Annotated in this window: 13 protein-coding genes; 6 read left to right on the top strand and 7 right to left on the bottom strand. The window is 30.6% G+C overall.

Features of this window, described 5'->3' with window-relative positions; all coding sequences use genetic code 11:
* From P8F83_RS01030 to P8F83_RS01020, 3 genes are all read right to left on the bottom strand, one after another.
* Positions 1-1149, bottom strand: coding sequence for a trans-sulfuration enzyme family protein (locus P8F83_RS01030; RefSeq protein ID WP_326513071.1), 1149 nt, complete (start codon positions 1147-1149; stop codon positions 1-3).
* A 584-nt stretch (positions 1150-1733) separates the two neighbouring features.
* Positions 1734-1943 (bottom strand): hypothetical protein, encoded by a 210-nt coding sequence (locus P8F83_RS01025; protein ID WP_326513070.1) that lies wholly within the window; start codon positions 1941-1943, stop codon positions 1734-1736.
* A gap of 107 nt (positions 1944-2050) precedes the next feature.
* A complete protein-coding gene (locus P8F83_RS01020) occupies positions 2051-2224 on the bottom strand; it encodes a hypothetical protein (protein WP_326513069.1) in 174 nt (57 codons plus the stop codon).
* A 203-nt stretch (positions 2225-2427) separates the two neighbouring features.
* Between P8F83_RS01020 and P8F83_RS01015 the strand changes: the two genes are divergently transcribed.
* The 5 genes from P8F83_RS01015 to P8F83_RS00995 all read left to right on the top strand — a co-directional run bounded on the left by P8F83_RS01015 (position 2428) and on the right by P8F83_RS00995 (position 6170).
* Entirely contained in the window at positions 2428-2847 is a 420-nt protein-coding gene (locus P8F83_RS01015; RefSeq protein WP_326513068.1) for a GNAT family N-acetyltransferase, read from the top strand.
* Between the two features lie 308 nt (positions 2848-3155).
* Positions 3156-3659: an RNA polymerase sigma factor gene (locus tag P8F83_RS01010; RefSeq protein WP_326513067.1), complete on the top strand. Its 504-nt coding sequence runs from the start codon at positions 3156-3158 to the stop codon at positions 3657-3659.
* Positions 3652-4692: a zf-HC2 domain-containing protein gene (locus P8F83_RS01005; RefSeq protein ID WP_326513066.1), complete on the top strand. Its 1041-nt coding sequence runs from the start codon at positions 3652-3654 to the stop codon at positions 4690-4692. The genes P8F83_RS01010 and P8F83_RS01005 overlap by 8 nt, the downstream gene beginning before the upstream one ends.
* An 83-nt stretch (positions 4693-4775) precedes the next feature.
* Positions 4776-5615, top strand: a complete 840-nt coding sequence (locus P8F83_RS01000) for an AraC family transcriptional regulator (protein ID WP_326513065.1) — start codon at positions 4776-4778, stop codon at positions 5613-5615.
* Between the two features lie 93 nt (positions 5616-5708).
* Complete coding sequence (locus tag P8F83_RS00995; RefSeq protein ID WP_326513064.1) at positions 5709-6170, top strand: cupin domain-containing protein; 462 nt, start codon at positions 5709-5711, stop codon at positions 6168-6170.
* 525 nt (positions 6171-6695) lie between these two features.
* Here the strand turns inward: P8F83_RS00995 and hcp are convergent.
* From hcp to P8F83_RS00980, 3 genes are all read right to left on the bottom strand, one after another.
* On the bottom strand, positions 6696-8327 hold the full coding sequence (gene hcp, locus P8F83_RS00990) for a hydroxylamine reductase (protein ID WP_181603673.1): 1632 nt from the start codon (positions 8325-8327) through the stop codon (positions 6696-6698).
* Between the two features lie 159 nt (positions 8328-8486).
* Positions 8487-9353, bottom strand: a complete 867-nt coding sequence (locus tag P8F83_RS00985) for a CPBP family intramembrane glutamic endopeptidase (protein ID WP_326513063.1) — start codon at positions 9351-9353, stop codon at positions 8487-8489.
* A complete protein-coding gene (locus P8F83_RS00980) occupies positions 9343-10119 on the bottom strand; it encodes a hypothetical protein (RefSeq protein WP_326513062.1) in 777 nt (258 codons plus the stop codon). Before P8F83_RS00980 ends, P8F83_RS00985 begins: the two co-directional genes overlap by 11 nt.
* An 82-nt stretch (positions 10120-10201) precedes the next feature.
* On the opposite strand from P8F83_RS00980, the gene P8F83_RS00975 reads away from it, so the two are divergent.
* On the top strand, positions 10202-11320 hold the full coding sequence (locus P8F83_RS00975) for a hypothetical protein (RefSeq protein WP_326513061.1): 1119 nt from the start codon (positions 10202-10204) through the stop codon (positions 11318-11320).
* Between the two features lie 28 nt (positions 11321-11348).
* Here the strand turns inward: P8F83_RS00975 and adhE are convergent, their stop codons facing one another.
* On the bottom strand, positions 11349-13940 hold the full coding sequence (gene adhE, locus P8F83_RS00970; RefSeq protein ID WP_286906556.1) for a bifunctional acetaldehyde-CoA/alcohol dehydrogenase: 2592 nt from the start codon (positions 13938-13940) through the stop codon (positions 11349-11351).
* Positions 13941-14135: the final 195 nt, after the last annotated feature.

The raw sequence follows: 14135 nt of genomic DNA, 5'->3' as shown, positions 1-14135 counted from the left end.
TTAATCCTCTCCTTTGCTAATAATTAAAGCTCTTGCTATTTCCTCTATCAAATCTTCCGAATTTTCTATTCCAACAGAAAGTCTCAGTAGTCTTTCATCAATGCCAATCCTATCCCTTAGATCCTTAGGCAGCGATGCGTGAGTCATTGTTGCTGGATGACATAAAAGGGACTCAACTCCTCCTAAACTTTCTCCAAAAGTTATTAAGTTTAATGAGTTTATAAACTTTTTAAAATCACAACCTTCTTTTAATTTAAAGGAAATTATTCCACCAAACCCACTAGCCTGTTTTTTTTGAATTTCATGATTTAAGTGTTCTTTTAGTCCAGGATAATAAACTTTTTCAATTAGTTCATGATTATTTAAATACCTAGATATTTTTTTAGCATTCTCCTCATGTTTTTCTAATCTTACGCTTAAGGTTTTAACTCCTCTTATTAACATATAAGAATCAAAGGGAGATAATATAGCTCCAATAGCATTTTGTAAAAAACCTATTTTTTCACCCAACTCCTTATCTTTTACAACTGCAAGTCCAGCTACAATATCAGAATGTCCTGCCAAATACTTAGTGGCTGAATGAATTACTATATCTGCTCCTAGGTTTAATGGATTTTGAAAATATGGACTCATAAAGGTATTATCTACTATAACTAAAATATTTTTCTTATGGGCTTCTTCTGAGATTTTTTCTATATCAGTTATTGATAATAATGGATTTGTGGGAGTCTCAATAAATATTCCTTTAACCTCCTCACTTACTGTAGAAAAATCAAGTTCATTAAAGTCCTCTATAATATCATAATTTAGGTTATAGTTAGAAAACACCTTACTTATTACTCTAAAAGTTCCTCCATACACATTATTATTTATAAGTATTTTATCTCCTGATTTAAAAAGATTTAAGATGGTTGATATGGCGGCCATACCAGAAGAAAATCCAAATCCTCTACTACCACCTTCTAAATCTGCAATTAACTTTTCTAAAGCTTCTCTTGTAGGGTTATTGGTTCTTGCATATTCATATCCCAAACTAACTCCAAACTCTGGTTGTTTAAAAGTTGATGATAGATATACAGGAACATTAACAGCTCCAGTAAATTTATCTATTGGCTCTCCCCCATGTATAACTAAAGAATCTTTTTTCATATGATTTCCTCCTATAAAATTAAAATTTACCTTGTGCCTCTTCTCTAGACACAGTTATTCATTAATAAATAAATAAAAAAAGACCTCCTACCTTAAAGAGGCAGTAAGTCCACGATTCCACTCTTCTTAAACCTATCAAGTGATAAGTTTATCTCCATTTAAAGCACATTAATGCTCTAGTGCTATAACAGGCACTCCTGCTTTTGCTTACTAAAATTTCTGCTTAGAGTTCAAAGCTGCATTCCCTTAAATTTCACTAATAATTTCTTTCAGCCGAGGAAATTACTCTCTTATAGCTTCCTTTAAGATACTATTGCTTATCACAACCTTTATCAATATTATTATTACTACTCACTACATAGTATTCACCCTATCCATGTAGTGTTCACCTTTATTGATAAAACCCTGTAAAGCCGCATAAACACTATATATAGTTATATAGCTATATAGAAAAGAATATATCTATATATATTCCTAAAGAATTGACTAGTCCAATAAAAAAATAAAGCAAAACTAAAAATCTAATAGTAGCTTTTTAGTTTTGCTTATTAGTTAAATATGTATAAAATTTTTCTTCTGATAAATTATTTAAGTATATCAACCTTTGTAACTTTCCATTTATTATTTACTTTTTCTATACCTACTCTAAAATGAGTATATGAATTAGGACTAAACCACTTGTATCCCCCTATAACTAAATTTCCTAAAGATACTGAATCAACTTTTGTTAGCATTAACAAGTGAGCATTTATTTTAAGCTCTCCTACAGAATCTGCTAAACCAATTTGTTGCAAAGTAACCACTGAAGCATTTAAAACTGGCTTATTGTACTTTTGAAAATATTGTATAGCTTTCTGTCTATCTTAATAAGTAATATACTTAAAGTATATCGACTCCATATCTAATATAATATAATGTAATCCAATATAGGTTCATTAATTCCTGTAAGCATAGTATCATAGGCTAATATGTATACATCTATGAGATTAGAAAATTTAGTAGTGTTAGGTTCAGTTAATGTACTATTATTAGTTATTAAATTGAAAGCAATAATCATAGATATTAATAATTTCATTCTCTTCACTTCCTTTATTAAGTATAGTTCTCCATAGGAAAAAGAAGTATTCATCCACCTATATTTAGCTCTTTATGTCAAGTTCTACTGAATTTCTTTAATCTGATAAACGCTTCTAGCCCAATAATCTTCCTCCTATTTGTAATTATTTATGCTATAATTTCTTAAATAATCTATTACTTTTAAATAAAGGGGATGTAAATATGAAAAACTATCAATTAATAGAAAAACTTCCTGCAGTAAATGAATTAAATCAATTAAGAACTTTAGTTGGATGGGGAGAAATTAATGAAAATTCTCTAAAGCTAGGCTTGGATAACTCCTTATACGGTGTTTGTATTCTTTTGAATGGAGATGTAGTAGGTACTGCACGCGTTGTTGGTGATAATAGCACCTGCTTTTATATACAAGATGTGATAATTCATCCTGATCACCAAAGAAAGGGGATTGGAGCTTCAATCATGGAAAAAATAATGAACTACATATACGAAAATGCCTGTAATGAAGCTGTTGTTGGTTTGATGTCTGTTAAAGGTAAAGAAGAGTTTTATAAAAAATTTGGTTTTTGGACAAGACCAACTGACAATTATGGTGCAGGTATGGTTCAATTTATAGAAAAATAGAGATAGCTGAAATGGGTTAATTAGTGAATTTGGACAAGTATATTCGTACTTTTACAGGATTAATTAAAAGGAATTTAATGAAGTCTCTGCGAGACTTCTACATGATTATGGCTAAAAGGAATCTAATGGAGCTTGAGAAGAAGCTCCTACAGGAATGATCTAAAAAGGAATCTAATGTGACCACTGCGTGGTTCACTACAGAATTAAGATTAGAATGAATTTAATGAGGCCTGAGGAACGGCCTCTACAGCAACAAGGTGTGTAACTTTTTCCCGGACTTTTCCACTATATGTTTAGGGGGTGATTTTTTGGAGAGGGTAAGGGAGCTTTATGAATCTTATGAGAAGTTTATTTTTAAATATTTGTATGGATTAACTTTAGATTTCCATTTGGCTGAGGAGCTTACTCAGGAAACTTTTTTTCAGATTGTAAGATCTTTTCACAGATTTAGAGGTGATTCTCATGTATCTACTTGGATATATAAAATTGCTAGAAATGTCTTCAGCCAACATTATAAAAAAGCAAACCTAAAGACAAGTTCTATTAGTGAAGAAGTTTATAACATTCCTGACAAAAGTACACCTGAAGATGAATATAACAAAAAAGAACAATATGAGATGATTGAAAATTGTCTAAAACAAATACCAAAAAATCAGCGTGAAGTGCTTTGGCTTAGGGACTGGCAAGGCATTTCCTATGAAGAAATAGCTGCAATAACTAACCACTCTCTGTCTTGGGTAAAAGTAAATATACACCGTGGAAGAGTGGCTTTTAAAAAAATCTATAGTGAAGGAGGTAATATAAATGAATAAAATTCCTTGTAATTTAATTGAAGATTTACTCCCTCTATATATCGAAGATGATGTAAGTTATGAAACAAAAGAAATAATTGAAACTCACTTAGATGAGTGTGAGGACTGTAACTCCTTACTCCAAGAGTATTCAAAAGAAGAAATAGAAATAGGAAGTTTTGAAGATACTCTCCCTAATCCTAATACATTTAAGCAACTTATAAAAAGGCTTAAGAAGTGGAGTATAGCTGTTGTGGCTATAGTATTAATTATTTTTATAGCTATCGGAACAATTGGATACAAAATAGGAGAAAACTCTAAGAATAAACTTTTAACTTCAAAATCTATAGTTAAAACTTTTAAGGATCAAGGTATAATATTAAGTAAAGATAATTCACCAATAGATGATGAAGATTATATAGGTGGAATTAAACCAACTGTTTATAATGTAGATAATACATCAGATAAACTTTTAATATATATTTTTGATTCCTTTGTAATACGTCAAAATATAGTAGATAAAGATATTAAGAATGATTATATACCTTCTCTTAAGTATATTTCTTATAAAGCAAATAATTCTTTTTTAGTATACAAAACTTTAAAAACACCTGAAGCAGAAGATGAAATTAATGGTTTACTTAAAACCCTAAACTTAATAGATGACACAGTTTTTAAATATCTAAATGATGGAAAAATACTAAATTTTACTGGTGAAAGTGAAAACTGGGAAGGAACTTTTAAAGTAAAATATTATGAAAATTGGTTTGAGGACGAAAATGGAGTTTCTCATTATGATAGTTATAAAAATATCTATCCTTCCCTTAAATATAAAAACTCTGATATAAATAACATTGATGAACTTACATTTGAGTATGACGCTGGTAGTCAAAAAGGCAGTTCTAATGGTGCAACACTAAATAATGAAGGTTATGCTGAACCACTTGGCATTAGTGGTGGAACTGGTCTACCTCTTAAAAATACAGATCAAATTAACTTCACTGTAAAATGGAATGATAAAGAAGAAAACTTCACACTAAAATCTGAAAATTAGATATTATTCTGGACAAAACTAAGCACTTAAAAACAGGATTGCAATTATACCTCATGATATGATTATTTCAAGGAGATGATTAAATGGAATGGATACAAACTTTAAATAATGCAATTGATTATATCGAAGAAAACTTATCTGAAGACATAGACTGCAGCAAAATTGCAGCCCATGTTTGTATCTCATCATTTCATTTTCAACGAACCTTTAACCTTTTAACAGACTTAACAATAGGAGAATATATTCGCAATAGACGTCTTTCTTTAGCCGGCCAAGAATTAATTAAGGAAGATGTAAAAATTATAGATATTGCATTAAAGTATGGATATGAAACACCTGAAAGTTTCTCAAAAGCTTTTAAAAGATTTCATGGAATAACTCCTAACCAAGCAAAAAGAAAAGGTGAAAATCTAAAATCCTTTAATCGTCTCATAATAAAAATTCAATTGATAGGTGGTAGTGTTATGGATTATAAAATAATCAAAAAAGATGTTTTTAAGCTAGTTATAAAGTCAAAAAAATTCAACATGGATAGTAATCTAATTGATATTCCGTTATTTTGGGATGAATATTTTAAAGCTGGCTTAGGTAAGGTTGTATGTGGTGAAATAGGTATAAGTATACAAGAAAATATTGGAGATACGAAGTTTAAGTATGGTATTGGAGAATTCTACAATGAATCTTCCGAAATTCCAGAAGGTTTTGAAATTCTTGAAGTTCCAAGCTATGATTGGGCTGTTTTTAAATGTGTGGGAGCAATGCCAAACTCAATACAAGATTTATGGAAAAGAGTATATAGCGAATGGCTTCCTCAATCCTCCTATGAATTAATCCCAACCTTTGCTATAGAATATTACACTGAAGGCGACATTAAATCAGAAGATTATATAAGTGAAGTTTGGATACCTGTTAAGGAGAAATAACTTAAATATTTTTAATCTCCTCCTATGATATAATAAATTTAGTATATGTAAAACCTATTCAAAACTAAATTGCTTATAATAGGAGGAGTAAATTTGTATAAAATATCTAATATCAATACTATACCTGATGAGTACATTGATGACCCTAATTTTGAATCTAAAATGAAATCTCTATTAATAGGTGATGCTCTTGGCAGCGAAAAGATTTATGTAAATATAGATTTTGTAAAACCAGGTGGAAAAAGCACAATGTATCATTCTCATTCAAGACAAGAAGAATTCTTCCTTATAATGAGTGGAAAAGGTTTATTAAGAATAAACGAAGAAGAAATTCCAGTAAAAACAGGTGATGTAATTTCAAAACCCGCTGGTAAAAATATTGCTCATCAATTTATTAATAACAGTTCTGAAATACTACAAATACTCGATGTAGGCAACAGAGATAAAGATGATGTTGCCATATATCCTGATGAGAACAAAATCTTTATAAGAAATAAAAAACTAGTTTTTAATATTAATGATAATATTGAAAATTGGACTTCAGAGCCGAATTAAATTTATTAATAAAATAGGCTGTGCCTCCTTTATGATAACTCATTATTAAGGAGACTCAGCCTGTTTTAAATTTCACTACATGATAGGGGTTCTTCTTTTCAATATCTTTCTAATTTTCTAATTTTCTAATTTTGTACGTTTCTAAATTTCTGATTTTCTAAATTTCTATGTTTCTGATTTTCTGAATTTCTGCACTGCTATACTGTAGAGACTTCTTCCCAAGTCTCATTAAATTCCTATTAACTTCTGCACTGTAGGAGCTCTTCTCAGCTCCATTAGATTCCTTTTAGCTTCTGCACTGTAGGAGCTTCTTCTTAAAGGAATCTAGCGAGACTAAATGACAGTCTCTACAAAACAGTAGTGCAGCTCCATCAAATTCCTTTTAGCTTCTTCTTAGGCCTCATCTTGGGCCCTGTCTTGCACCTTATCTTGGGCCTTATCTTATTTTAACCTAATCTTTAGCCTGTTTAGCTTTTCTATAAAATAAAAGAAAGAGCTACCTTACGATAGCTCCTTCTATATTAATTACATTTCCATGAACATTTTAACATCATCTTCAACGTTTGTTATTCCACCGATTCCAAAGTTTTCAACTAAAACTTTAGCTACATTTGGAGAAAGGAATGCTGGTAATGTTGGTCCTAAGTGAATGTTCTTCACTCCTAAGTATAATAAGCTTAATAATACTATTACAGCTTTTTGCTCATACCAAGCAATGTTGAATGCTATTGGTAATTCATTTATATCTTCAAGTTCAAATACTTCTTTTAATTTTAGAGCGATTAATGCTAATGAGTAAGAATCGTTACATTGACCTGCATCTAATACTCTTGGAATTCCTCCGATATCACCTAAATCTAACTTATTGTATTTGTATTTAGCACAACCAGCTGTTAGGATTACTGTGTCACTTGGAATTGCTTTTGCAAAGTCAGTGTAGTAATTTCTTGACTTAGCTCTTCCATCACAACCTGCCATTACGAAGAATTTCTTTATAGCTCCTGATTTAACTGCATCTACAACCTTATCTGCTAATGCAAATACTTGGTTATGTGCAAATCCACCAATTATTTCTCCAGTTTCTATTTCTGTTGGTGCTGCACATTTTTTAGCTAATTCAATTATTTCTGAGAAATCTTTAGCTGCTCCATCTTTACCTGGTTCTATGTGTTTACATCCTTCAAATCCAGAAGCACCAGTTGTAAATAATCTATCTTTGTATGAAGCTTTTGGAGGTACTATACAGTTTGTTGTCATAAGGATTGGTCCATTAAAGCTTTCAAATTCTGTATTTTGTTTCCACCATGCATTTCCGTAGTTTCCTACAAAGTGTGAATACTTCTTGAATGCTGGGTAGTAGTGAGCTGGTAGCATTTCTGAGTGAGTATAAACATCTACTCCAGTTCCTTCTGTTTGTTTTAATAATTCTTCTATATCTTTTAAATCATGTCCAGAAATTAATATTCCAGGATTAGTTCCAACTCCTATATTAACTTTTGTTAATTCTGGATGTCCATAAGTTCCAGTATTAGCACCATCTAATAATGCCATTGCATCTACTCCAACTTTACCAGTTTCTAAAGTTAAAGCTACTAACTCATCTGCTGTTAAGCTATCATCTAAAGTTTTGCTTAAGGCTTTTTGTAGGAAAGCATCTATTTCTTCATTATTGTAGTTTAATGCGTTAGCATGTTTCATGTATGCTGACATACCTTTTAATCCGTAAGTTACAAGTTCTCTTAAACTTCTTACATCTTCATTTTCAGTTGCTAGTACACCTATGCTAGGAGCTTTTGCTTCAAACTCTTCGTTAGTTTCAGCTGTCCATAGTGCTGCTTCTGATAAACCTTCTTTGTTAGCTAATTTAGCTAATAATTCATTTTTTATCTTAAGAGTTTCTCTAACTCTGCCATAAAATACTTCATTATCAAAGTTAGCATTTGTAATTGTTGTAAATAAGTTAATTGTTATATAATGATTTACATCTTGAGATACTTCTATCCCTTGTTCTCTAGCTTTTGTAGTAATTTCTGATAAACCTCTAGTAGTATATATTAGTAGATCTTGTAGACCTGCAAGTTCTGGTGATTTACCACAAACTCCTCTTACTGTACATCCGCTGCATCCTGCTGTTTCTTGACATTGATAACAAAACATACTCATCTTTTAAAACTCCTCCATTTATATAAATTATTCTTTTTTCTTAATCACTTGTCCCTATCGACAATTTTATTATAGAGGGTATAAAAGATATTTTCGGTAACTAAGGTTACAAACAAAAAAAATCTTGCTAAAATAACAAGATTTTTGATTTATCTAAAATTCAATTATTTCTATGGAATCTTCTTCTTTCATTTTCTCTGTTTCTTTTATAAAATATCTAATACCTATAACTGATATTAGTAATCCAAAGACAGCAAATATTATTGATACAATAACTCCCTTTGCATCTTCACCTATTACATAATACATAGGATTTATAATGAAATTATTAAAAGCATGAAGCGCTATGCAAAGATATAGTGAATTTGTTTTAACATACACCCACGAGAACAATACACCAATAATAAAAGCATTAATTCCTTGTTGTAAGTTTAGGTGTATAAACCCAAATAAAAATGAGGATATTAATATGGCCCATAGGTCTGAGTAACGCTTTCTAAGACCATTAAATATTATCCCTCTACATACAACCTCTTCAACTATAGGCGCTATAAATATGCTGCTAAGTAAAAATCCCCAGGCTTGAATATCATCTATTTGTAGCATATTAAATATGTCTTCTATAAACTGTGGCATAGGAAGTATATTCATTATATGCTCTAATGTTCCAACGTAAAAAATTCTATATCCAAATAATATTAAAATACTAAAAAGTATCATTTTCTTTGTTTTAACTGCCTTCTTCCTTACTTCTTCTGTATTAGGCAGAGTAAAAATTCTAAAAATTATATATACAAAAAATAAATTACATATAAATTGAAGTATAAAACTTACAGGTATCATGTAGTATTCTTTTTTTATTGCATAAATTCCTGTTGAAATAAGCTCAGGTACCATTGCAAATAGCTGCCAAATAACTAATACCCCTAAAGCTTTGAAGAAACCTATACGTTCAACCTTAAGTCTGCCCTTCTCAAATTCACCTAATATGCCAAATATTCTTTTAAGTTTAGTTATCATTTATATCCCCCTTGTGCAATTCATATATCTTAATAAAACTTTTATTTGATATTACTCCTAATGTTATTATTGGAATTATTGAAATATATACTCCTATGTATCCAAAACTATTCACCAAAATTGATACGGGTATGTTTAATACTAAAAAGCATGCACTCATTTCAAATAACAACCCTATGGTTTTGCTTAAATTATTGATTAACATTCTAAAAGATTTAGAATAGCTTTTAGCTATATTTTCATAATCTAGTATAAGGACTGGCACTATGTAAAATATAACTATATTATATATAAAAGATACTACTAATGCTAACCACTTATATGGACTTTCAATCGTATATAATATCCCAATAATATAATTAGGAAAATAAACTATAAAAAATTTATTCCAATTTTTAAATCCATCTTTAAAAAACATTTTTATAGATGCCTTTTGAGAATTAACCAACAAACTTCCGTATCCACTTATTATAAATGCCATTATGAGTATAAAAATGAGATATGTAAGAAGAAACTCTGTGTTTAAAGTAGTTGATAAATATATACCAAGTTCACTTGGAAATCCATCAATTAGATATGATGCAGAAGGTGGTACTCCTATAACACCAAATTTAAAATTAATTAAGTTTATATTACTTTCAAACTTTTCATTAAATATTTTTCCATATAATATCAAACCTAATATATCTACGAACAGAGGTATACAAATAATAATTAATATCTTATCCTTTAACTCTTCAAATCCCTCTTTTACATATCTACTCATAAATTAGCATCCTTTTTTATTTCTATTTTTTAGTATATAATGTTATTATACCATATATTTACCATAGTCTTAAGGAGAATTTATGAAGAGATTTGTTTTGCCCTTATTATTAATTATCTCTATTATTTCGTTAATAACTACAAATACAATGAAACAAAACCAACTAAATTATGAATATTTAGATAGCGATTCTTTATTTTCTACTATAGATAATAAAAAAGTATATACAAAACTAATTAATTCAGAAGAAGAGCCAAAACTTTTGATTTTAACTGAAGATCAAGAGAATGTTAATGTTAGAGTTTATGATTTTAATAAATCATCGTACATTTTAGATAACAATCTAGGTTATATATCCGATGACAAACCTTTCAAAATAAGAGTTTCTAATTTTCCTATGTCTAATGTTTACTTATTTAATTCAACTCACATTATAACTATACCAACTTTTAGTCCGGGAAATATTAATGTGTCATCCCTTAATGAACCTTATAAAGATTTATATCCAACATCTTATTATAACTTTTTTGTTTATGAATCTTCTCCTAACATATTAAAATCAAACTCTAAGGATTTTAACATAGAATATATACTTACGCCAAAAGATGATAATAATTTTATATTAAACATTCATAATATAGTTTCTATTGATACTTTAAATAATACTACTATTTACTATAATAAACCTGAAAGTGGCAGTATGAACCTGTATAGCTATCCCCTAAATACAAGCTATACTCTTAGTCCCCTGGGAAAAGAAACCAAACTTCATGAAAACATATATTATTCTTCAGAGCTATTTAGCGATAATTATTCAAGAGGTTTATTAAGTATTTCTAAAGAAGAAAACAACCTTTATAGCCTTAAGCTTTTTTCAGATAATCCTACAGATTCTTTAAGTATAGAAAGTACTAAAACTCCTATTGCATCAGGTTATAAAACCTATGCTGGAACTAAGATAGTTTTTAGTTCTTATGATTCCTCTGGAAAGATAATTAGTTATAATCCCTTAGACTCTAGCTACGAAACTCTATGTTATAACCTACCTTATATTGAAAACATAGATATATGTCCAAGTTTAGGAAATCCCAATAAATATCTTATGTTATTTAGAACTAATGACAATGGTGAAATAAGGTATCACTTATATAACAGCTTAGACCCTTTTGAAAAAGATATACACAGCTTAATTTTAAATTAAAGGACAGCCTTATTGCTGTCCTTAACTATTATTTCTTTCCTTCAAATGCATTTATGTACATCTGTTTTATTTCACTCATAAGTGGATATCTTGGATTAGCTCCTGTACATTGATCATCAAAAGCTTGCTCTACCATTTCATCTAAGCTTGAGTAGAATTTATCTTTTGACACTCCAAATTCTGAGATTGTTTTTGGCATTCCAACTTGAGCCTTTAATTCATCTATCTTTTCTATTAGTCTCTCTATTTTCTCTTCTTGAGTATTTCCTCCAAGGTTTAGATAATCTGCTATTACTCCATATCTCCATTTAACGTTTGGATATTTATATTGTGGAAAAGCAGCTTGTTTTCTTGGATCATCCACAGCATTAAATCTAATTACCTCATTTATTAACAGTGCATTGGCAACTCCATGTGGAACATGGTGCATAGATCCAAGTTTATGTGCCATTGAATGGCATATTCCTAAAAAGGAATTTGCGAATGCCATGCCAGCTATTGTTGCTGCGTGTGCCATCTTTTCCCTTGCCTTTACATTATCATTTCCTTCATTATAAGCTAAAGGTAGGTACTTAAATATAAGCCTTATGGATTCTAATGCTAATCCATTGGTATATTCTGATGCTAATACAGACACATAAGCCTCTATAGCATGAGTTAGGGCATCTACTCCTGAAGCTGCAGTAAGTCCTCTTGGCATGTTCATCATAAGTTCTGCATCTATTATAGCCATATCTGGTGTTAACTCATAATCTGCTAAAGGATATTTCACTCCTGTTTTTTCATCAGTTATAACTGCAAATGGAGTTACTTCTGACCCTGTTCCTGCTGAGGTTGGAATGGCTACAAAATAAGCTTTTTCACCCATGGTTGGGAACTTATATACCCTCTTTCTAATATCCATAAACCTCATGGCTAAATCTTCAAATTTAACTGATGGATGCTCATATAATACCCACATTATTTTAGCAGCATCCATTGGAGAACCTCCACCTAAGGCTATTATTACATCTGGCTTAAATCTCTCCATCTCTTCAGCACCTTTTTTAGCTGTAGCTATAGTTGGGTCTGGCTCAACATCAAAAAATATTTTATAATCTATTTTACCTTCTTCTAATATCCTAACTAGATTAGTAGTATATCCTAAATCATATAACACCTTATCAGTAACTATAAAGGCTCTTTTTTTACCCATGTCTCCAAGTTCTCTTAATGCAACTCCTAGAGAACCATATTTAAAGTAAATCTTATCTGGAACTCTAAACCAAAGCATATTTTCTCTCCTCTCAGCCACATGTTTTATATTTAATAGGTGCTTAGGTCCAACATTTTCAGAAACAGAGTTTCCTCCCCAAGAACCACAGCCTAAAGTTAGAGATGGCGCTAGTTTAAAGTTATAGATATCTCCTATGGCCCCCTGTGAAGCTGGCATATTTACTATGGTTCTAGCAGTTTTCATTGCTATTCCAAACTTCTCTATTCTATCTTGTGATCTTAACTGATCTGTATATAAAACTGATGTATGACCAAACCCTCCAAGTTCTATAAGTCTTGCCCCTTTTATTAATGCCTCTTCAAAATTTTGAACTTTGTACATAGCTAGTATTGGGGATAACTTTTCATGAGAGAATGGCTCCTCCATTTCTACAGATTCAACTTCTCCAACTAATACCTTAGCTTCTTCTGGAACTTTAACTCCAGCTATTTCTGCTATCTTATAAGCACTTTGACCTACTATGTTTGAGTTTAATCCACCTTTATCATTTAAAATTATATTCCTTACTTTTTCTACTTCTTCTCCCTTTAATATGTATGCTCCTCGTTCCTTTAATTCTGCTTTTACTTTATCATAAATTGATTCCATAACTATAATTGATTGTTCTGATGCACATATAACTCCATTATCAAAGGTTTTAGATAATAATATTGAATTTACAGCCATTTTGATGTGTGCTGTTTCATCAATTATTGCTGGTGTATTACCTGCACCTACTCCTAAAGCTGGTTTTCCAGAGGAATAAGCTGCCTTTACCATGGCTGGACCTCCAGTAGCTAATATTATATCTGCTTCCTTCATTACAAGCTGTGAGAGCTCTACAGAAGGCTCATCTATCCACCCAATTATATTCTCTGGTGCTCCTGCCTTTACAGCTGCTTCTAGAACTATTTTTGCAGCTTGTATAGTTGCATTTTTAGCTCTTGGATGAGGGGAAAAGATTATTCCATTTCTAGTTTTTAATGAAATCAATGCTTTAAAAATAGCTGTTGAAGTTGGATTTGTAGTTGGTACAATTGCCGCAACAACACCTATAGGCTCAGCTACCTTAGTTATTCCAAAAGAAGCATCATGCTCTAAAATACCACAGGTGTGCATATCTTTGTATTGATTGTATATGTATTCAGATGCAAAATGATTTTTTATAACCTTATCCTCTACAATACCCATTCCAGTTTCTTCTACAGCCGCTTTCGCTAATTTAATTCTTGCATTGTTTGCTGCAATAGCTGCTGCCCTAAAAATATCATCAACCTTTTCCTGAGAAAAAGATGAGAATTTTCTTTGTGCTTCCCTAACTAATCTTAGTTTTTCCATTAGTTCCTCAACATTTGTAACTTTCATACTAACCTCCTAAAAGTTTGAATATTTTCTATTCTAGTATTTACCCTTTTAGTATTATTATGAATAAAAAAAGATAGCCTAGACTGGCTATCTTTTTTTATATATCTTTTCGTTAGAATCTAATTCGCTGTTAACCTTATCTCTCAAGTCTTTGGAGTATCCGTTTCTAAACTCCCTAGAGATCATATACTTTAT

Source organism: Clostridium intestinale, from assembly GCF_035905475.1.
GTDB lineage: Bacteria > Bacillota > Clostridia > Clostridiales > Clostridiaceae > Clostridium_T > Clostridium_T intestinale.
Note: the sequence above shows the minus strand (reverse complement) of the source record. Positions and strands in the feature narration are given on the sequence as shown.